Origin of the sequence: Cryobacterium sp. CAN_C2, from assembly GCF_015751745.1 — a bacterium.
In the GTDB taxonomy this organism is placed as follows: domain Bacteria; phylum Actinomycetota; class Actinomycetes; order Actinomycetales; family Microbacteriaceae; genus Cryobacterium.
In genome coordinates, this window is sequence record NZ_JADOUX010000026.1 from 1 (window position 1) to 19,708 (window position 19,708).

The following is a 19,708-nucleotide window of genomic DNA, read 5'->3' on the forward strand; positions in this document are numbered from 1 at the left end:
CTCCTTCAGACGGGCTCGCTCCGGGACCGTCAGCTCCGTCTCGGTGCCGCCGTTCGCTTCGCGATGCTTGTTCAGCCAGTTGCGCAGCGTCTCGGGGCCGACCCCGTAGGCCTCGGCCACATCCTTGATCGGTTTCGACGTGTTGATCACCTCGCGGCACAACTCGTCTTTGAACTCCTGGGTGAATTTCCGGCGTGGTGCGGTCATGCGGTTCTCTACTTTCAGTGAACCCTCATTTTAAGAGGGCCCACTGTCCGAGATATCCGCAGCAGCCCACACCACAAATTTGGAGTTCTCCCGCTGGGGAACCGTGTTCGGCGACGACAACATGGCTGCCGCCGTCATCGACCGCATAGTCCACCATGGCCGGCTCCTCCAGTTCCGCGGCGAGTCCTACCGCGTCAAACACGCCCTCATGAAATGACCCCGCCGCCAGGCTCGCCACCCCGGAACGCGGCCCACAACAGCCGCGCCAACCAGCTAAAGCACCTCACCAGTCAGGACTCCGTCATGAACAATCACACCCATCCAGAGCGCCCCCTCGCACCAGCCGACCAAGAGACAGGCTGGTGGGACGACAACGGTCGACCAGCCCCCTGGCCTAAGGACTTCGCCGATCCCGACGCGGGCTGGACCACCGGAACCACCGACGTCCCCGCCGATGACGGCGACGAAACCGACCCCGAAAACCGGCCGTTCTGACCACCTGCTCAAATGGCCGGAAACCGTGCCACATTGGCCGGTTAATTAGCGCTCAAATGGCCGGTTTAAAGTTGACAAAACACAACCGCCCTCGAACGAACGCATCTAGGACTGAAAGGGGCCGTAGGTCGGCTGTGAGGGACTTGCTTGGATATCCAGTTGCAAGGCACTGATCAGGAGTTGCGTCCCCACCATGAGTGGTAGAGCCGCCAGCATGACCGTTGCCGCAGTTGCAATGACCGAACTGGCGATCTGAAAGCAGACCCAGATGGCGACTCCTGTGCCGATGGTGAAGAGGATCAAGCCGAGAACGAGGAGTAAAGCAATCGGTGAGAAGGACCACAGCACGTACCGATACCAGATACGGCGCCAGAATCCGCGGATGAAGAGTCTGAGTAGTTCGGGAACGACCGTTCCAAGACGGATGCTCGAGACCTCGTTGCCATAAACGGCCGGAATCGGTACATCCGTTGCCCCCACCTGAAGGATATTCAGATGAATCAGAAGATCATTCTCGAAGCTGTATCGGCGAGAAACCCGGTCGAGGGGAACCCGGCGCAGCACCTCTGTACGAATTGCGGTGTAGCCGTTCTGCGGATCGAACAGATTCCAATAGCCGGAGGCGAGTTTGGTCATGAATGACAGGACGATGTTCCCAAATACTCGTACCTTCGGCATGCCATCAAAGGACTCTGGCGCAAAAAAGCGGTTCGCCTTAGCAAACCCGTAGCCGTCTCGTGTAACCGGGTCGAGTAAAGACGGCAGATGCTTCGGATCCATCTGTGCATCACCGGCCATGATGACGTTGACGTCGGCGCCGAGTTTCATGGCAGCCTTGTGTCCAGTCACAATTGCGCCGCCAACCCCCTGGTTGACCTCGTGACGGATGAGGGTGACGCGATCATCGACAATGCTGCTGACCACCCCGCTGGTGTCGTCAGGGCTGCAATCATCCACAATAACGATGTAGTCGACGTAGTCGGGCATCGTTTCGATGACCATTGCGATCATCTTTTCTTCTTTGTATGCGGGCACAACGGCCGCGATACGAGCTCCTCGGTACACTTCTATTCCCTCTTGCTTGAAATTCTTGAGCCAAATACCCAGTAGCGATAGGCAAAGTAGTTCCATACCAGCGATGCGCAGGTTGCGATTACCTTTCCGCCTACCCACCCGAGTGGGGTGGGGTTGATCAACGTTACAATGGCAACCGTTGCAAGCGTGTTGATGCCAACGAGTGCCGCATATTTGAGCAGCGCTCTTCCGTGCGGGGAAGTAGATCCAAATGAAAAGTATCGCTGAATCGTGTAGGTGAAGGCAAAGCTTCCAAGGAATGCGGTGCCCGTGGCAATCCCTAATGGCCATCCGAACACATTCTTTAGGAGCGCGAGAAGTCCAATATCAAACAGGAATGCGATTCCGCCGGCGACGAGATACCGAGCCGCTGGGTGCTGAACTATCCGGCGAACGCGTAAGTTTCCACTCGCTGGATTTTCGATTGGATCAACCGCGGGTCGCACCTCAGCCGGCTGATTTCTGAGAGATGACCTGGTCGATGACTTCGTGCGACGGCGCAATAGTGGCACGCTCAGTAGCGGCGTCGACAGTGCCGTCGATGATGTCCATGAATCGCGCGAACTGAGCGGTCAAGGGCTCCTGAGCGGTAAGGAGCTCGGGGATCTCGATGACGGTCTGCTGGCGATATCCTCGCCCATCGTCTACGGATGTCTCCGACACATGGCGGTAAATGACTACGTCTCGACGAAGGAGATCGACTTCGACCAAGCGATCGACCTCGTAGATCGAAAGCTGTCGGATCTTTCGCTGTCCCATGCGGCTCGCGGACACTGTGGCGATCGCACCGGTTTCAAACCCCAGCACCGTTTCGGCGACATCCTCGGCTTGGGGAACGGATCCGGGGTGGAAGAACCCGAGATGGGAGTCGACTGATGTCGGTGCGGCGCCAATTATATTGATCGCAAGGTCAACGTCGTGCACCAAGAGGTCCCAGGCAACACCCGTGCGGATGCGCGGAGCGTAGGGAGAGTGGCGGGTCGCGACAACGTGTAAAGGATGCTCGAGCAGCGATCGCGCCGTCAGGACGGCGGGGTTGTACCGTTCGAGCAGGCCGCACATGAGTGGCAGATCGCGTCGTCCAGCTTCGTCGAGGATTTCGCGCGTTCGTAAGAGACTATCAGCCACGGGCTTTTCGATGAGCAGAGGGCGATCTTGGCCGAGTACGCGCATGGCGAGTTCAAAGTGGGATTCGGTTGCTGCCGCGACCACGACTGCGTCAGAGTTCAGGAGATCGGGGAGCTCCGGCACCCACGTCGTGCCGTATCGGTCAGCGACTTTGCGGCCAACATCTTCGCGCGGATCGACTAGGTACGCAAGGTCGGCGCGGTCAGATTGCGAGATTACGCGGGCATGGTTGCTGCCCATGTTTCCGGCGCCGACGAGAACAATGCGCTTGCGGGGGTTCACGAGTCAGGCCCCCGCAATCGCGCGCACTGATGCGATAATCTCGGAAATCTCGGCGTCAGTGAGATGGGTGTGAACCGGAAGTGAGACAACTTCCTTGGCGACCTTGGTGGCCACAGGAACGTTCGAAATCTTGACTCGCGGGTGGGTGCGGTATGCGTCATAGTCGAAAACGAGCTTGGGGTAGTAGATTCCGGCACCGATACCGTACTCGGCCATTTGCGTGACGAACTCGTCGCGGGTGACTCGCGCTTCTTCGGTAACGCGAACAGTGAACTGGTGCCACACGTGTTTGCGGCCATCGAGCTGCCGAGGGGCGACGATACCTGGGACGTCGGCCAGCCCTTCGATCAAACGATCGGCGTTGTGCTGGCGGGCTTTCACGGTCTGGGCATATCGCTCAAGCTGGGGAATTCCGAGGGCGGCCTGAAGGTCAGTCAGACGGTAGTTGTTGCCAGCCATCTCGTACACGTAGCGAGCGCGCATTCCTTGGTTGCGAAGGATGCGCAGGCGGTCGGCGGTCGCGTCGTCGTTGGTCGTGATCAGGCCTCCCTCTCCTGTGGTGATGTTCTTGGTTGCGTAGAGCGAGAACGTGCCAAGACCGTAGCTTCCTGCATGGCGCCCCTTGTAGCTAGCGCCGTGTGACTGGGCGGCGTCCTCGAGGATTCTGAGATCGTGATCTTTCGCGATCGCCTCAAGCGGATCCATATCAGCCATCTGGCCATACAGGTGAACGGGCAGCAGGACCTTGGTGCGGTCTGTGACACGTTCTTCGACCGAAGCGGGATCGATGTTGAAATCGTCCGCACGAATGTCTGCGAACGTCGCAGTTGCACCAGCTTCCAGGATTGCGTTCAGCGTTGCCACGAAAGTAAAAGGAGTCGTAATAACTTCATCGCCGGGTTTCAGGTCTAACACTTGCATTGCGGCGATGAGGGCGGTCGTGCCGTTGTTCACCGCGATCGCGTGGGGAATGCCAAGCAGCTCCGCGAATCGACTCTCAAGCTGAGCCACTTTAGGGCCCTGTGCCACCGACCCAGATCGCAACACCTCAAGGACAAGGTCTTCTTCTTCTTGGCCAAACTTAACGGTGGTGATGGGAATCATGTGACCTCGTGGGTTAGGTTTCTAGGAAGCGTTCTCGTAGACGAGCGATTCTAGGTTACCCGATAGCGCATGGGGCATCCTGACGCGCACTCTCCGCTGAAGTAAGGTTTTCTATGAATTCAGTACACCCGACCGCCCAACTGATCGGCGAGGTGTCGCTCGGATCCGGCAATACAATTGGGCCGTTCGCCGTGATCATCGGCCCAGTTACCATCGGTGACGGAAACTGGATTGGAACCGGTACGGTCATCGGCGCACCACCTGAGGTCCGTGGTTGGGAGCATCCGAGAGACTCGTTGCAACCTAGTTCTGGCAACGGCATTGTGATCGGAAACAGAAACGTGCTTCGCGAGTATGCGCAGGTTCATCAAGGTTGGCACGACCGCACGCGTCTTGGCGACGACATCTTTCTCATGAACCAAAGCTATGTGGCGCATGACTGCACGATCCAGGACAAAGTGACCCTTGCGTCAAGCGTGCTGTTGGCCGGTCATGTCGTAGTTGGTGTTGGTGCAAATCTGGGGCTGGGGACGAGCGTTCACCAACGGTGCTACGTCGGTGAAGGTGCGATGATCGGCATGGGGTCAGTCATTACCCGCAATGTTCCGCCATTTGCTAAAGCGTATGGAAATCCCGCCCGGGTGCACGGAGCCAACACGATCGGCATGGAGCGAGCGGGGATACCTCCCGAGACAATCGTGGCAACAGACCTGACTTACCGTCATCCATTCGACGACGAGTTGTCGAGTTTGAACACTGTCTCCGGGCTTGACTCCGCTCTCGCCGCCTGGCGCCTGCATTCTCTCTCGTGAAGCAATCCAAGGATCGGTCTCAATCCGTCTTCTGGCCCGCGTTCGCACTCGTGGCAGCCTTGTCCACCCTGTGGGCACTCGCCAGCCCGATCCTGTCGGTACCCGATGAGAACGCGCACGCCCTGAAGGCCGTTGCCCAGGTTCACGGGCAGGTGATCGGGTACCACGTGCCCGGTATCAAGCACACGGTCGTCGACCTGCCCGAGGGCTACCGCTACAGCCCGCAAATTCTGTGTTTTGCCACCCAACCGGATCAGCCCGCCAACTGCGGAGTCGAGCTTGGCGATGCCGACGGGACCGACTGGTTCAACACCTGGGTTGGTGCTTACAACCCGGTGTATTACTACGTCGTCGGGTGGCCGAGCCTCATTCTCGATGGGTCTGCGGGCATCTACGCCATGCGCATAATGAGCGGTCTGTTTGGGGCGGTGTTGATGGCATGGGCGTTCCAAGCGGCCATGTCGGTGCGCCGAGCCCGGTGGATGCCTCTTGGCCTCGCCTTTGTCGCCACTCCGATGGTGGTCTACCTGCTTGGTTCGGTCAACCCGAACGGTTTCGAGATCGCTGCCTCCGTTGCCCTATGGGTAGCACTGTTGCGTTTGCTGCAACAGTTCGACGGTCGTGACCGCGGCCAGGTCTCATCCCTTTCACGCCGGTACCTCTGGTTCATCGTGACGGTATCCGCCATTGGACTGGCCCTGGCGAGAGCTACCGGTCCGCTCTGGGTGATCGTGGTCGTCGGGCTCTGCTTCATCGCGGCTGGATGGCTGCCGGTGAAACGCCTCTTCACGACCGGCACGTCCTATCTGTGGCTGGCGCTCGTCGCCGCGGGCGGGCTGTTCTCGATATTCTGGACGCTTGGCGGCGGCAGCCTCTCCAGCCAGGCCAATGCGTCTGATGCCCCGCTTGTCGGCGGCTCCTTTCTCGCCGGCTTTGCCTACGTTCTACGAACTACCCCCGCTTTCTTGCAAGAGGCCTTGGGGTACTTCGGCTGGTTCGATGCCCCACTGGGTGGAACCGTCTACTGGCTGTTTGTCGCGGCCGCAAGCATTCTTGTCGTCACCGCAATCGGCGCGGCAAACCGGCGCAGTGGGCTGACGCTCGCAGCCGTGATCGGTGCCGCAATCTTCGTTCCCGCGCTGGTACAGGGCTACAGCGTGAGCCAGACCGGCATCATCTGGCAGGGCCGCTATGGTCTGTTCCTCTACCTCGGCGTCGTCATTGTGGCCGCCTGGGTGCTCTCCGCGCGCGCCTCCAACCGAGCCGACTTTCTCTCGACCCGGTTCACCTGGATCGGCTCGGGGCTGCTGGCGGCCTACGGCTTCGTTGCCTTCGTCGTAGTCATGTGGCGGTACGTCGTCGGTGCTGCAGAGCCAATCAGCGAAATGTGGAAGAACCCGTCCTGGCAGCCGCCGCTGGGGTGGATGACCCTTGTCGCCCTGTACGCACTGGTTTCGCTCGCCTTCTTCGGCTGGGTGGGGTGGATCGCCCATCGCGCCGTCATGGGCGAAAACGACGATGACGACGATCGCTCTGACGCGACCGACCGTGAAATCTCAGAGCAGACGCCGCAGCCGACCACGCATGATGGGCTGGCCAAGCTACCCACTGCGGCGCTCAATGCCTGAACTGCGGGTCGCGATCGCCTACGACTGCCTGTTTCCGCTCAACACGGGCGGAGGAGAGCGGGTCTACCGACGTCTCGCCGAGATCTTCGTTCAGCGCGGCGGCCTCGTCGACTACCTCACGCGTCGGCAATGGGACGCTGCTGCGGTTTCCACAGCCACCTTTTCGATCGTGCCGGTGTGGCGTGGCGACATCTACGACGGGTCCGGAACGCGCACGCCCCAAAGCGCCGTGCTCTTTGCGTTCTCACTCTTTCGGTACTTCGTGCGCCACCGCGGGCAGCACGACGTGGTCGTGGTCAGTGCCCTGCCAGTGCTCAACGTCTTTGCCGTGCAGCTGGCCCTGCTCGGCACGAGGGTATTCATTGTTTCAGACTGGCTCGAAGTCTGGGACTGGGCTAAATGGCGCAGCTATTCCGGTGCCAGTGTGGGCACCGTCGCCTTCATGCTGCAGTTCTTCGCCATTCGCCTCGGCCACCTGCACACCGTCAACAGCGAATTCACCGGCACCCGCGTGCGCCACTACCGACGCAGCGCCCAGCCGGTTACTCTCGGCCTCGTTGACCTGGCCGACGACGAAACCGATGCCTCCACCGGGCGCCGAACCACTCCGTCGCTCGTCTTCGTCGGCCGGCACATCGCCGACAAACGACTCATTGACCTGCTGCCCGCGTTTCTCCTCGCTCGCGACTCCATCGCCGACCTCCGGCTCGACATCGTCGGAACCGGCCCCGAAACAGCGGCCGTGGCCGCACGCATCACCGACCTCGGCCTCGACGGCTGCGTCACGTTGCACGGTCGTGTTCCCGAAGCTGAGCTGAAGCAGCTCATTTCGAACGCCCGGGCACTCGTGAACCCGTCTGAGCGTGAAGGCTTCGGCCTCGTCATCGCCGAAGCTGCGGCCCTCACCACGCCGAGCGTCGTCGTGGCCGGCCCGAACAACGCCGCCGCCGACCTCGTCGTCGATGGCGTCAATGGCTTCGTCGCAGCCTCGATTGAACCGCAGATTCTGGCGGCCGCACTGGTGCGCGCCGTCGAGGCGGGGGAGCCGTTGCGCGCATCCACTCGGGAATGGTTCGCTCGGGCTCGCGTGACCAGCGGGTTGGACCGGTCGGTGAGCGAAATTCTGCTCGCCTACGGTTCGCGCAGAGCCCGCTGAAACGACGCCGCGGTTGCGCGGGCTGAACGCTCCCAGGTGAACAACTGGGCCTGCGCGAGGCCGGCTGCCTGGAGTTCAGCCAGCCGTTCGGGTGTCTCGAGCAAACCAGTGATTGCCGTCGCCAACTCGGGAGCATTGCCGGGAGCGACATAGGCCGCTGCCTGCCCGGCAATTTCGCGCAGCACGGCAATGTCGGCGCAGAGCACCGGGCACCCCAGAGCCATGGCCTCCAGCACGGGCAGGCCGAAGCCCTCGAACGACGTGGGAAACACGAACAGCGTCGACTCGGCGTAGAGCAACTCCAGCTCGGTGGTGCTCAGCCAGCCGCGCAACGACACCGACTCGTACAGACCCAACCGGGCGACTACGGGAGTAAGTGGGTCGTCGCCGTGGCTGCCGGTGATCACCACGTGCGGCCGCGCCGCCTCGGGCATCAGTGCGAGTGCTTCCAGCAGCGTCTCGAAGTTCTTGTGTGGCATGCGGTTGCCGACGGCGAGCAACTGATGGGTACGGCGCAGCACGGGCAATGCGTGCGAGCTGCTGCGCACCTCACCGGCGAGGGGAACGACGTCCACTCGTTCGGGTGGGGTCCTCAGAAACCTGACAATGTCGTCGCTCGACGCCGCACTCGGCGTGAGCACTCGGCGGGCTGTGCGGGCCGCCAGGTGAATCATCGCCCGCAGCACGTGCACGTACGCGCCCGGCACATACTCCGGGTGCCGAAACGGCAGCAGGTCGTGCACGGTGAGCACCACGGGCACGCGCGACCAGGCCGGGCCGAGGTTGGCCGGGCAATGGATCAGATCGGCATGTTCCCGGCGCGCAAATCTGGCGACCCGAAAGAGTTCGCCGAACGCCCACTGAATGCGGTTTTCACCGCTGATGCCCGAGTCGATAATTGTGCCGGGAAACCACGACGTGTCGGTGCCGGCGAGTTCGCGGGATGCGAGACCGACGTAGGTCAGGCCATCCGCTCTCGGTTCGAGGCGGCTGTACAGCTCGCGCACGTAGGACTCCATGCCGCCCTTGGTGCCGGTGAAGAAGAGCAGGTCGACGAGTACGCGGCTCACGGGGTGCTCACTATCAGGCCCTGAACCCGGCGCACGATTCGTCGCCGGGCTGTTTCATAGATCACGGCCGAAATGAGCTCGGCAAGGAGCAGACCGAGAAAGACACCCGAGAGGCTGTGCGCGGCGAGGCCGATCGCGGCCAGCGCGAAGGCGAGCGCCGACACGACTGTGCGCAGGCCGGTGAGCAGCCGCACCTCGCCCATGCGGCGCAGGGCCGCAAAGGGAATGGTCGTCGCGAGCGACGCCGCCCGCCAGCCACAGGCCAGGATCAGCGGAAGAATGGCGGCGGAGCTGGTCCAGACGCTGCCGAAGATGAAGCCGAGCAGTCCTGTCTGTTCTATGGTGACGAGCACCACAACAGCGGCCAGGACTGCCCCGGCGGAGACCACGATGTCGAGGCGCGAGTGCTCCTTGAGCAGGCGCAGACGCATGAAATTGAGGGGAATTGCCAGCAGGCCTGACACCGTCGCGATTGCGGTGAACAGCACAGCGTCGCCCGGGCCGAGCAGCGCCAGAATCATGGTGTTCAGCAGCGGGTAGATTACTCCGGTGATCGCGGTGTCGGCCACCACCCACCCCATCACGGCTCGCTCCGGCCGGCTGGCCTTGTGCGCCACCGGCAGGCAGCGGATACCGGTGGCCACCGCGATACCCGCCACCAGCAAAATCAGAGCCCAGCTATAACCGGTGAACGCTGCCAGAACACCGCTCAGTGCACCAATACCCACCACGACGGATGCCCAGATCTCGCGTGCATCGAGTCGTTCGGCCACTGACACGCCGCGCCCCACCTCGAGGCCAGCGATGAGAACGGGCAACGCTATGCAAAGAACAACCGGATTCGAGGGATTCAGGGCAATGACCAGCGCGGCCAGAACCGCGAGCCCGGCGAGCCACAGGGGAAATACCACGCGTCGTTCGGTAGCTGCTGAGCTAAGTCGCGATTCGAGAACGACCGCGAAGGTGAGCTGGCCGACAAAAGTGGCGACCATGACCGACACGGCGATAACGCCCTGCTGCGGCTCCGTGAACAACCGCGAGGAGATTGCGATGGTGGCCGCCGGAATGACGGCCAGAGACACGCCACCGAGCAGGGTGATAAGACTCAACGTCGCTCGCCGCAGTCGCAGCGGCGACGGCAGGTCGACGGTCACCGGGTCACCGCCGTGTGCGCACGCGAACGGCCGAGCGTGTGACCGATCATGCCTTCGAGCCGGCCCAGGAAGACCCACCAGCCGTCTGTCAGCGTATTGGTGTTGCGATTGCGCAGGCCGAAGAAGAAGCCGCCGCCCAGAAAAGCGAGTCGCCACCAGAGCGGGTACCGCCAGCGCGTGACCAGACGACCGAGCCCACGCGCGTAGCCACGCAGTTTGTGACGCCGTTCGCTGGTGGTCAGTCCGCTCGGGTCAGCTATGCCGCCCACGAACAGGTCGGCTGGTTGCCAAGCAAAACCCATCGCTCGGTCCGACTGCAGAAGCTTGAGCAACAGATCAGTCGACTCGCCGGCCTGCCAGGGGGTCGTGGCTCCGGTGCCGATCGTCGGGTCGAAGCCACCGAGGGCATCGAAGACGCTGCGCCGCATGAGAACGCCCATTTCGATGACACTCCACACCGTGCGCTTCGTGAGCTGAGTTCCCGCGGGGGGCAGAACGAACTTGGGGCCGTTCTCGTCAACGACCGTGAGAGCACCGGCCTGAAAATCCTCGGGGAGCCGGCGCATTCGCTCAACCATTCCGGGCTCAAACCACGTGGTGTCGTTCGGAAAGTTCAAGAGAAACTCGGTGTCGGTTGGTAGCTCGGCAACGCCGGCGTTTCGACCGGTCGAGGCTCCAAGCTCAGAGGTGGTGACGATGATTTCGCAGTCGACCGTGGAGAAGCCAGCGGCGAGTGATTGAACCACCGCGAGGTTGCGTTGAGCCACGATCACGATGCGGTCGGCGGGGCTCATCTGGTCGGCCAGCGACTCGAGCAGCCGGTGAAGTCCGGCCTCACGCCCGAGAGTGGTGACGACCAGGGCAACATTCATAATGACCTAAGTCTGTACGATGGGGTGCGCACCGCAGTACACAGACAGGACCGAGATGTATATGCCCCATACCGCGACGATCGAATTGACGATCCTCATGCCCTGTCTGAACGAAGCAGAGACGCTGGCGGTGTGTGTAAACAAAGCGCTTGGGTACCTGAAGCGCAGCGGTGTGGTGGGCGAGGTGTTGATTGCTGACAATGGCAGCACCGATGGATCGCAGCAGATCGCCGAGTCACTCGGTGCACGTGTCGTCGACATCGCCGAGAAGGGCTACGGAAGCGCCCTCAACGGCGGCATCGAGCACGCCCGTGGCACCTACGTGATCATGGGCGACGCCGACGACAGCTACGATTTCAGCAGCCTCGAGGGGTTTGTTGAGCGTCTGCGTGCTGGCGACGAACTCGTGATGGGCAACCGTTTTCGTGGCGGAATTGAGCCCGGCGCCATGCCGCCGCTGCACAAATACCTCGGCAACCCCGTCTTGTCCTGGATCGGACGCATGCTGTTTCGCTCACCGATCAAGGACTTTCACTGCGGCCTGCGCGGTTTCAACCGCCAGTCGATGCTCGACCTGCACTTGCAGACCACCGGCATGGAATTCGCCAGCGAGATGGTCGTGAAATCCACCCTCGGCGGCTCGCGCGTGAGCGAAGTACCCACCACGCTCGCGAAAGATGGCCGCAGCCGCCCACCGCACCTGCGCAGCTGGCACGACGGATGGCGCCACCTGCGTTTTCTGCTCATCTTCAGCCCGCGTTGGCTGTTTCTCATCCCCGGCACCGCGGCGTTTGTGCTGGGCTTTGCCGGCGTCATGCTGCTCAGCTTTGGGCCCGTAGTGGTCGGCCGGGTCGGGTTCACATACTCCAGCCAGCTCTATCTGGCTGCGCTTACCGTGGTCGGCTATCAATCGGTGCTGTTTGCAATTCTCACCAAGATCTATGCGCAGCAAGAGGGATTTCGCATTCCGCGCAGCCGCAACTTCGACCGCCTGCAGAAACGCATCAGCCTCGAAAGCGGCGCAATTGTCGGCCTTCTGCTGTTTCTCATTGGCCTCGGCGTTGCGCTGGCCCAGTTCATCGGTTGGGCCTCGAACGACTTTGGTTCCCTTGAAGCTGGTGCCACACTGCGCGCGGCGATTCCAGCTGCCCTGCTCATGATGCTGGGTTCGCAGACGATCATGGCCGGAATGTTCCTGGGTGTGCTGTCGGTCGGCGTAAAGCGCAGCTAATGGCTGTGAACGTCTCCGTCGCGTTGTGCACCTACAACGGTGCCGCCTATCTCGAAGAGCAGCTGCTCAGCATATTCGGGCAGACGTTGCGTCCTCACGAGATCGTGGTGTCCGACGATGGGTCGACGGACGAGACGCTGACCGTTCTCGGGCGGGTCGTGGCGGCGTGGCGCGGCGAGGGTATTGAGGTTGTGGTGCTGCGGAATACCACCGCGCTTGGGGTGACGGCGAACTTTGAGCAGGCGCTCGCGGCTTGCTCGGGCGATCTGATCGCACTCTGCGACCAGGACGATGTCTGGTGGCCAGAACGGGTGGAATGTATGGTGGCCGAGTTCACCCGTCGGCCCGCCTTGCAGATGGTGCACGCTGACGCCCGGCTCGTCGACGCCGCCGGGGCCACCCTCGGGTTCACGCTTCTGCACACTTTGGGCGTGTCGAACGCCGACCGTGCGGCCGTGCACGCGGGGCAGGCCATCGACGCCTATCTGCGCCGCAACATCGTGACCGGCGCAACGATGATGGTGCGGCGCGAACTGGTGAAGCGGTCACGACCGTTTCCGGCTGCGTGGGTGCACGATGAGTGGCTCGCCATGGTCGCCGCCGCGACAGGGCTGGTCGACTTGCTCGAAGAGCCACTCACCGACTATCGGCAGCACGGTGGCAACCAGATCGGCGTGACCAACCTCGACGCCTCCGGCAAACTCGGTCGGCTGCGGGCGCCCCGCACTGAACGGAACGCGCGACTATTGGCGCGAGCCGCAGCCCTGCAGCAACGGGCATCGGGGTTCGAGCCGGCGGCATCCGCTGCCGTAGTGGCGCTCATCGCTGCGAAGCTGGCGCATGAGAGCATGCGCAGTGCCCTCGCGCCGCACCGCGCTCTTCGGGTCGTGCCGATTGTGCGGGCCTGGCGCCGCGGCGACTACACCCGTTTCGGCCTCGGCCTGCAAGACGTGCTGCGCGATTTGGTGCAGCCGGTCTGAGTGGAGTGTGCAACATTGCTGTGCGAGCGACCGGCCCTGACTCATTGGGTATCCAGCGTTCTCCTGCTCTTCAGCGGCAGTAGGCGCCTCTTGGCTTCTCCGCCTCGCTTGCGGTCGCGTTACTGAGCGTCAACCGACTCATAGGGCGAGCGGCCGCGGAAACGAATTGGAGCGTGTCCGACTTCGTGGTGCGGATCGCCCGTCTGGAGGCGGAGCGTGTTCTTGCCGACCGACGCTGGTTCGAGGCATCCGCTGTTGAAGGGCTGGAATTTGACCGCCTGCTTGACGAGGCGCTCGGCGACAACAGTCTGCTGGCTCAACTGGTGCGACGACCGTCACTATTCGCCGAGTGTGTGTACTCCCACGATGCGCGGGCGCTGCGCCGCTGTGCGGGAGGCGCAACTCGAGCGCAGCGGCGCAGGTCCCGCGGAGCGCGTGGCGCGGGGCTTCTGGCCAAGCCGCAACTCCCGCGCACTGGCGCAACCCCCGCGGAACGTGATCGGACGGCACCGCCTGGTGACGCAAGTGCCGCGTATTGGCGTAGCCCCCGCGCAGCGAGGCATAACCCTGTGCACGTCTGTAGGGCCGATCCCCGCGAACTGGGCGTAGATCCCGCGCAGCGGCGTAACCGCCGCGCAGCGAGGACTATCCACAGAGATGCCGTCAGCGTCAACCCCTGGGCTAGCGAAACTCCGACTCAGTTCAAGCTACGGGGCGTCGGGGTGGGGCTTGTGGGGCAGGGCGCTGCGCCAGCTCAAGCCTTGCGCGGCCTTGACCGAACAGATCACGAGTAACAGCCAGCCGAACTCGAACAGAATGGTGCTCTCCGCCGCCGAGGTCACGAGCAGGGTGACGAGAATGAGCGGTGCCCAGACGTACACCAGCGAGCGCTTGTTCGACGCCAGCAGCCAGGACCGCACGAAGGCCAACAGAACGAGGGCGAGAAAGGCGAGAAAGCCGATCAGTCCGACCTGAAAGTACACGTCGAGGTACGCATTGAGGCCGGTGGCGTGCAGACGTCCGGTGGTGAATTCGATCCAACCGTAGGGGGTGACGTCGTGCGGCCAGAATCCGGCCCAGCCCCAGCCCTCGAGCGGATGCAGCTCCACCAGTCGCCACATCTCGGTCCAGAGGGTGTACCGAAATTCAAACTCGCTACCGGCGTTGAGGGTGCTGATTATCGAGGTGCGGCCGAGCCACGCCGCGCCGGCGGCGACGAGAGCCGTTGCCACGAGGCCGAGCTGCAGCATCCAGCGGCCGTCGACGGGGGTGCGACGTAAACGATAGAGGGCGAGCGCGGCGACGATGACGCAGGTGGCGACGACGATGATGACGGGGGAGCGGGTGAGCACCAGGCAGATGCCGGCCAGCCACATCGAGCCGATGCCGAGTGCGCGCGGAATGGATCGGGCGCGCAGCTCGACGTAGAAGGTGACGGCGGCGATAAGGGCGAGGAGTCCAAAGACGTTGCGTGAGCCGAAGATGCCCTGAATGGGGCCGAGTCGGTCGATGTCGCCGACGACGCCAAGAAACGCGATCGGCAGGTCGAGCAGCAGCCCCGACAGCACTTCGAGCACGATGGAGAGCCCGAGGAGCACCCGCAGCACGTCGCCGGTGGCGCGCACCACCTGAAAGGTGTCGCGTACGAGCGCCACATAGATGGCGAGGAATCCGACGGTGACCTGGTAGCTGACGCCGATGATGGTCTCGGAGACGTAGCCGCTCCACACCCCGGAGAGCGCGCACCAGGCCACGAACACGATGATCGAGATGGGCAGCAGGCCGTGCCACTCGACAATGGGGCTGCGGGCGAGCAGCGAGAGCACGGCGAGCACGACGAGGCCACCGAGCACACCGATGAGGCCGGGCCAGCCCATGACGCTGCGTAGCAGGTGGGTGCCAAATGCCGTGGCCAGAATGACAAGCGTGAGCGAGGCCGCGAATTTCGGCGACGCGAGCGCGCGGCGCAGGGCTTCGGGCAGGGTGGGCATCCTCTAATTTACCGCGCTGGGGTTAGGGCATCGGTCGGGGCGCGTGCTGCTGCCGCTTGGTGACGACGGCGAACACGATGAGAATCACCCAGCCGCTCTCGATGAGCAAGCGGCTTTCGGCCACGCTCTGGGCGATCAGCGCGGCGAGCAGCAGCAGCGGCAGTAACGCCGAGACGGCGAACGGCTCGGTATCTTTGACGCCGAGACGCGGGCGATCCACGGCGAGAAACCAGGCTCGCCACAGGGTGGAGAAGACGAGGGCGGCGAACAGAATGACGCCGACGATGCCGAGCTGCAGCCACACGTCGAGCCACGCGTTGTGTGCCTGCAGGTAGGTGACGCCCTTGCGCACAGCGAGGTCGTTGAACGGTTCCACCCACGGCACCCAGTAGCTCACCCAGCCCCAGCCGAACACCGGGCGTTCAAGGGCGAGCTGGGTGACGCTGGCCCAAATGTCGAAGCGGCCGGTGAGATCGTCGCTGCGGCCGAGCAGACTGAACAGCTGCGAGGAGAACAACGCGAGGGACGCAGCGACCGCGAGAACGGATGCCGCCGCCACGACATACAACGGCCGCCGGTGCTGGTCGTGCACCCGGCGCGCCCAGAGCGCGAACAACAGGGCGGCCACGACCGCGACGAGCGACACGGTGACCGTGGCGGATCGGGTGAGTAGCAACATGCCCACGGCCAGCGCCAGCCAGACCAGGCCTGCGCCGCGCTTGACGGTGTGGGCTCTCAGTTGCACGGTGAAGACGATGATGGCGAGCAGGGCTACGAACCCGAGCAGGTTGCGGTTGGCGACAATGCCCTCAATGGGGCCGCCGGCCAGCAGCAGGCCGCGCGACCAGTAGAAGGCGTTCGGCACGTCGGTTGTGCCGTAGTCGACGAAGAACGGCAGCACGGCATGCTGAATGATGACGGCCACGAACAGCTCGAATGAGAGCGAGAGGGCGAGCACCCAGCGCAGGGCGCCGGCCAGGGTGCGCAGGAGCTCTGGCCAGGTGAGGGTGACGGCCAGGAACAGGGCGGCGAGGGTCGTGATGAGCTGCAGGGTGATGCCGAGAGCAGATGCCCCCGGGTAATACGACCACACGATCGACAGGGTGGCGAGCAGCAGGAACGCGGTGATGGTCTTGGGAAACTTACGCCAGTTCAGGGTGGGGGCCAGAGCTGCAGTGTACGTGTGGCCGAGGGCAATGTCGCGATCGCTGGGGCTGCTCGGCTGCTCGGCCGGGTGCGCGGCAGCCCGGGCGGCGGCGTTGCGGGCATGGGTGCGCTGGGTGCTGAGGCCGATCACGCTGCCGACGACCACGATCACGGCGATGGCGCCGAAGCCCCACCAGCCGCCGAGGTTGCGCCAGAACTGGCCGGCCAGAACGGTGAACCAGACGAAGGTGGCGAAGAGTCGAATGACGAGGCGACTCTGCACGGCGGACATGGTTTCAGGTTACCGGTTCCCGCGCGGCCGGTATCGGTGGCCGAGCCGGTCGAGACCACGCGCGTGCAAGGTGGTCTCGACAAGCTCGACCGGCGGGGAGGGAATCTCACTCGGCGTGGCACTCGGCAGATGGGCGAGGCGGCGGCGGGTCTTCGTGCCCGGGCGGTCTGCTCGGGAGTGATCTCGGGTCCCATCGACGGGGCGAGCGGATACGCGGCGGGTCGGCTGATCGAGGAGGCGGTTACGGCGTCGGCGCCGTCGGCGCGAGGTGGGGCGGGGTCTGGATGTTGTATTCGTGGCGGAGGGCGCTCAGGGCGGCGCGGTAGCCGCACATGCCGTGCACGCCGGGGCCGGGCGCGGTCGATGACGAGCACAGGTAGACGCCCGTGAGCGGAGTGCGCCACGGGTCGCCCGACAGCACCGGGCGGCGCACGAGCTGGGCGAGGCTGATCGCTCCGGCCGCGATATCGCCGCCAATGTGGTTGGGATTGTGGTTCTGCATCTGCGCGGCGCTCTGGCCGGCGGAGGCGAGAATGGTGTCGCGAAACCCCGGGGCGAAGCGTTCGATCTGCCGGGTGATCTGCTCGGTCTGGTCGTGGGTGGATCCGGCCGGCACGTGCGTGTAGGCCCAGAGCACGTGTTTGCCGGCGGGAGCGCGGGTGGCGTCGAGAATGCTCGGCTGCGCGGCGAGCACGTAGGGGGAGTCGGCATGCCGCCCCCGGGCCACGGCGTTTTCGGCGCGCGCCTGGTCGGCGCGGGTGCCACCCACGTGCAGGGTCGGCGCTCGCCGCAGGTCCGCGGCCGCCCACGGCACCGGTTCACAGAGCGCGAAGTCCGCCTTGGCGACCGCGTTGCCGTAGCGAAACGTGCTCAGCGTCGTCGTGTAGCGGGCGGGCAGGGTGCCAGCCGCGAGGTCGACGAGGGCGCGCGGTGTCACGTCGAGCAGCACGATGCGGGCCGGCGGCAGCTGCCTGAGGCTGGTGATATCGGCATCCGTCACGATCTCGCCGCCGTGCTCGAGCAGGTCGTCGGCGAGGGCCCGCACGATGGCGCCGCTTCCGCCGATCGGAATCGGCCAGCCCCCGGCGTGCGCGTGCGCGGCGAGGGTGAGCCCGGCTCCGGCGGTCGACGGGCTCGGCAGCCGCCCGATCGAGTGCGCGAACGTGCCGGTGAGCAGCGCCGGTGCAATCTCGCCGGTGAAGCGCCAGTTCCAGGCCGGGCCGCCCTGCTCCAGCGTGCGCAGCCCGAACCGGGCCAGCGTGAGCGGATGCCGCGGCACACGCAGTAGCGCATCCCCGGTGAGCTCGGCCACGTCTCTGATGCTGTCGACGAGGGGCCCGAGCAGACGTAGCCAGGCCGGGCCGTCGCGGCCAAGGCCGGCCGCGGTGCGCTCAATATCGTGCCAGGCCACGCCTGCGCGGCCGCCGGGCAGCGGATGCCCGTAGGAGATTTCGGGAACGCGCAGCTCGATGCGGTCGGCCAGACCGAACTTCGTGAAGAACTCGGATGCGAGGGCCAGCGGATGCACGGCCGAGCCCACATCGTGGTGAAACCCGGGCAGGGTGAGCTCGGCGGTCGCCGCCCCGCCGCCGATACTCGGGTTGCGCTCGTAGACGCGCACCGTGAGACCAGCGCGGGCGAGCGTAACGGCGGCGGCCAGGCCGTTCGGGCCGGATCCGACGACGATGGCGTCGAGCCCCTGGTCGGTGGTCACCGCGAGGCCGGGCCGGAGTCGGTGCGTCGAGGTCTCATTCCGACACCGTATCCCGCGCCGGGGCTGTGGGCATCCGCTTGTGTCGATAATGCCGGTAAATATGCGACACGCCGGGTCGAACGGATGCCGTACCCGGCGTGTCGCAAATTGTGCCGGTTTTGCAGACGGCGGCTCGCGGCGCCCGGTCAGACGAACGCGGCATGGCCGGTGATCTTCCGGCCGACGATGAGGGTGTTCATCTCCTGGGTGCCCTCGTAGGAGTAGATGGCCTCGGCGTCGGCGAAATGCCGGGCCACGTTGTACTCGAGGGTGACGCCGTTGCCGCCGAACAGCTCGCGGCACCAGGCCACACTCTCTCGCATGCGACTCGTCGTGTAGGCCTTGGCGAGCGCGGAGTGCTCGTCGCGCTGCACTCCCTCGTCGTCCAGTTGCGACACCCGCACGACCATGCCGAGGCTCGCGGTGATGTTGCCGAGGCTTTTCACCAACAAATCCTGCACGAGCTGGTGTCCACCGATGGCCTTACCGAACTGTTCGCGAGACTTCGAATAGGCCACGGCCGCGTCGTAGGCGCCGATCGCGTTGCCGACGGCCGCCCACGACACCTCGGCGCGCGTGGCCCGCAGCACTTTGGCGGTGTCCTTGAACGAGTTGGCGTTCTGCAGGCGCAGGCTCTCGGGCACGACCACGTTGGTCAGCGTGATGTCGGCGTTCTGCACCGCACGCAGGCTGATCTTGCCCTCGATCTTGGTGGCTGCGTAGCCGGCGGTGTCGGTGGGAACGATGAAGCCCTTCACCTGGTTGTCGGCGGTGTCCTTGGCCCAGACGATGGTCACATCGCTGAAGGTGGCGTTGCCGATCCAACGTTTGGCGCCGTTCAGTGTCCAGCTGTCGCCGCTACGGGTGGCGGTTGTGCGGAGACCCTGCGCGCTGTCGGAGCCGGAGAGTGGCTCGGTCAGGCCGAACGCTCCGATGATCTCGCCGGAAGCGAGGCGCGGAATCCACTCAGCGCGTTGCTCGGCCGAGCCGGTGGCGGCAAGCGTGCCGGCCGACAGCCCGTTCTGCACGCCGACGAAGGTCGCTACGGATGCGTCCACTCGCGCCAGCTCCAGCGCCACGAATCCACGGAACACCGCCGAATTCGTAAACGGCTTCGTTTCGTCCCAGCCGAAGGAGTACATGCCGAGCTCGGCGAGCGGCTTGATGATCTGGGTGGGGAATTCGGCGCGGTCCCAGCAGCCGTTTGCGATGGGCCGCACCTCCTGCTCGAGGTAGGCGCGCAGCTGGACGATGGCCGACTGCTCGGGCGCGCTGAGGAGGTTTTCGTAGCCGAAGAAGTCGCTGCCGAGTAGCTCAAAGGTCATGGAGGCTC

Annotated in this window: 19 protein-coding genes and 1 pseudogene; 8 read left to right on the plus strand and 12 right to left on the minus strand. The window is 64.1% G+C overall.

The window, feature by feature from the left end:
• The coding region (locus tag IWX77_RS15445; protein ID WP_196845445.1) for a transposase at positions 1 to 207 on the minus strand (207 nt) is incomplete at its 3' end.
• 70 nt (positions 208 to 277) lie between these two features.
• On the opposite strand from IWX77_RS15445, the pseudogene IWX77_RS15450 reads away from it, so the two are divergent.
• Together IWX77_RS15450 and IWX77_RS15455 are read left to right on the plus strand one after the other, a co-directional pair.
• Positions 278 to 424: pseudogene (locus tag IWX77_RS15450) on the plus strand (ATP-binding protein); the annotation flags it as partial.
• An 86-nt stretch (positions 425 to 510) separates the two neighbouring features.
• Positions 511 to 702, plus strand: coding sequence for a hypothetical protein (locus IWX77_RS15455; RefSeq protein ID WP_196845446.1), 192 nt, complete (start codon positions 511 to 513; stop codon positions 700 to 702).
• 105 nt (positions 703 to 807) lie between these two features.
• On the opposite strand, the gene IWX77_RS15460 is transcribed toward IWX77_RS15455, so the two are convergent.
• Genes IWX77_RS15460 through IWX77_RS15475 form a run of 4 tightly spaced genes read right to left on the minus strand, consistent with a single transcriptional unit; the run spans position 808 to position 4,290 of the window.
• Entirely contained in the window at positions 808 to 1,737 is a 930-nt protein-coding gene (locus tag IWX77_RS15460; protein WP_196845447.1) for a glycosyltransferase family 2 protein, read from the minus strand.
• Positions 1,738 to 1,769: 32 nt separating this feature from the next.
• Entirely contained in the window at positions 1,770 to 2,288 is a 519-nt protein-coding gene (locus tag IWX77_RS17525) for a GtrA family protein (protein WP_442873496.1), read from the minus strand.
• Positions 2,224 to 3,186: a Gfo/Idh/MocA family protein gene (locus IWX77_RS15470; protein WP_327012244.1), complete on the minus strand. Its 963-nt coding sequence runs from the start codon at positions 3,184 to 3,186 to the stop codon at positions 2,224 to 2,226. The genes IWX77_RS17525 and IWX77_RS15470 overlap by 65 nt, the downstream gene beginning before the upstream one ends.
• 3 nt (positions 3,187 to 3,189) lie before the next feature.
• Entirely contained in the window at positions 3,190 to 4,290 is a 1,101-nt protein-coding gene (locus IWX77_RS15475; RefSeq protein ID WP_196845449.1) for a DegT/DnrJ/EryC1/StrS family aminotransferase, read from the minus strand.
• A 113-nt stretch (positions 4,291 to 4,403) separates the two neighbouring features.
• Between IWX77_RS15475 and IWX77_RS15480 the strand changes: the two genes are divergently transcribed.
• The 3 genes from IWX77_RS15480 to IWX77_RS15490 are packed head-to-tail and all read left to right on the plus strand — an operon-like array spanning position 4,404 to position 7,886.
• Positions 4,404 to 5,102: a UDP-N-acetylglucosamine acyltransferase gene (locus tag IWX77_RS15480; RefSeq protein WP_196845450.1), complete on the plus strand. Its 699-nt coding sequence runs from the start codon at positions 4,404 to 4,406 to the stop codon at positions 5,100 to 5,102.
• Positions 5,099 to 6,730, plus strand: coding sequence for a DUF2142 domain-containing protein (locus IWX77_RS15485; RefSeq protein WP_196845451.1), 1,632 nt, complete (start codon positions 5,099 to 5,101; stop codon positions 6,728 to 6,730). The genes IWX77_RS15480 and IWX77_RS15485 overlap by 4 nt, the downstream gene beginning before the upstream one ends.
• Complete coding sequence (locus tag IWX77_RS15490; RefSeq protein WP_196845452.1) at positions 6,723 to 7,886, plus strand: glycosyltransferase family 4 protein; 1,164 nt, start codon at positions 6,723 to 6,725, stop codon at positions 7,884 to 7,886. Before IWX77_RS15485 ends, IWX77_RS15490 begins: the two co-directional genes overlap by 8 nt.
• Here the strand turns inward: IWX77_RS15490 and IWX77_RS15495 are convergent.
• The 3 genes from IWX77_RS15495 to IWX77_RS15505 are packed head-to-tail and all read right to left on the minus strand — an operon-like array spanning position 7,862 to position 10,982.
• Complete coding sequence (locus tag IWX77_RS15495; RefSeq protein ID WP_196845453.1) at positions 7,862 to 8,956, minus strand: glycosyltransferase family 4 protein; 1,095 nt, start codon at positions 8,954 to 8,956, stop codon at positions 7,862 to 7,864. The two genes, IWX77_RS15490 and IWX77_RS15495, sit on opposite strands and share 25 nt — an antisense overlap.
• Positions 8,953 to 10,110: a hypothetical protein gene (locus IWX77_RS15500; protein WP_196845454.1), complete on the minus strand. Its 1,158-nt coding sequence runs from the start codon at positions 10,108 to 10,110 to the stop codon at positions 8,953 to 8,955. The genes IWX77_RS15495 and IWX77_RS15500 overlap by 4 nt, the downstream gene beginning before the upstream one ends.
• On the minus strand, positions 10,107 to 10,982 hold the full coding sequence (locus tag IWX77_RS15505) for a glycosyltransferase family 2 protein (protein WP_196845455.1): 876 nt from the start codon (positions 10,980 to 10,982) through the stop codon (positions 10,107 to 10,109). Before IWX77_RS15505 ends, IWX77_RS15500 begins: the two co-directional genes overlap by 4 nt.
• Before the next feature lie 55 nt (positions 10,983 to 11,037).
• Between IWX77_RS15505 and IWX77_RS15510 the strand changes: the two genes are divergently transcribed.
• The 3 genes from IWX77_RS15510 (at position 11,038) to IWX77_RS17530 (ending at position 13,987) form a co-directional block, all read left to right on the plus strand.
• Complete coding sequence (locus tag IWX77_RS15510; protein ID WP_196845456.1) at positions 11,038 to 12,213, plus strand: glycosyltransferase family 2 protein; 1,176 nt, start codon at positions 11,038 to 11,040, stop codon at positions 12,211 to 12,213.
• Positions 12,213 to 13,193: a glycosyltransferase family 2 protein gene (locus tag IWX77_RS15515; protein ID WP_196845457.1), complete on the plus strand. Its 981-nt coding sequence runs from the start codon at positions 12,213 to 12,215 to the stop codon at positions 13,191 to 13,193. Before IWX77_RS15510 ends, IWX77_RS15515 begins: the two co-directional genes overlap by 1 nt.
• A 140-nt stretch (positions 13,194 to 13,333) precedes the next feature.
• Positions 13,334 to 13,987, plus strand: a complete 654-nt coding sequence (locus tag IWX77_RS17530) for a type II toxin -antitoxin system TacA 1-like antitoxin (RefSeq protein WP_442873497.1) — start codon at positions 13,334 to 13,336, stop codon at positions 13,985 to 13,987.
• On the opposite strand, the gene IWX77_RS15525 is transcribed toward IWX77_RS17530, so the two are convergent.
• The 4 genes from IWX77_RS15525 to IWX77_RS15540 all read right to left on the minus strand — a co-directional run bounded on the left by IWX77_RS15525 (position 13,901) and on the right by IWX77_RS15540 (position 19,700).
• Positions 13,901 to 15,184, minus strand: a complete 1,284-nt coding sequence (locus tag IWX77_RS15525) for an O-antigen ligase family protein (RefSeq protein ID WP_196845458.1) — start codon at positions 15,182 to 15,184, stop codon at positions 13,901 to 13,903. The genes IWX77_RS17530 and IWX77_RS15525 overlap by 87 nt on opposite strands.
• A gap of 22 nt (positions 15,185 to 15,206) precedes the next feature.
• Complete coding sequence (locus tag IWX77_RS15530; protein ID WP_196845459.1) at positions 15,207 to 16,622, minus strand: O-antigen ligase family protein; 1,416 nt, start codon at positions 16,620 to 16,622, stop codon at positions 15,207 to 15,209.
• Positions 16,623 to 16,863: 241 nt separating this feature from the next.
• Positions 16,864 to 18,336, minus strand: a complete 1,473-nt coding sequence (locus tag IWX77_RS15535; RefSeq protein WP_297412971.1) for a phytoene desaturase family protein — start codon at positions 18,334 to 18,336, stop codon at positions 16,864 to 16,866.
• Positions 18,337 to 18,521: 185 nt separating this feature from the next.
• Entirely contained in the window at positions 18,522 to 19,700 is a 1,179-nt protein-coding gene (locus tag IWX77_RS15540) for an acyl-CoA dehydrogenase family protein (protein WP_196845460.1), read from the minus strand.
• Positions 19,701 to 19,708: the final 8 nt, after the last annotated feature.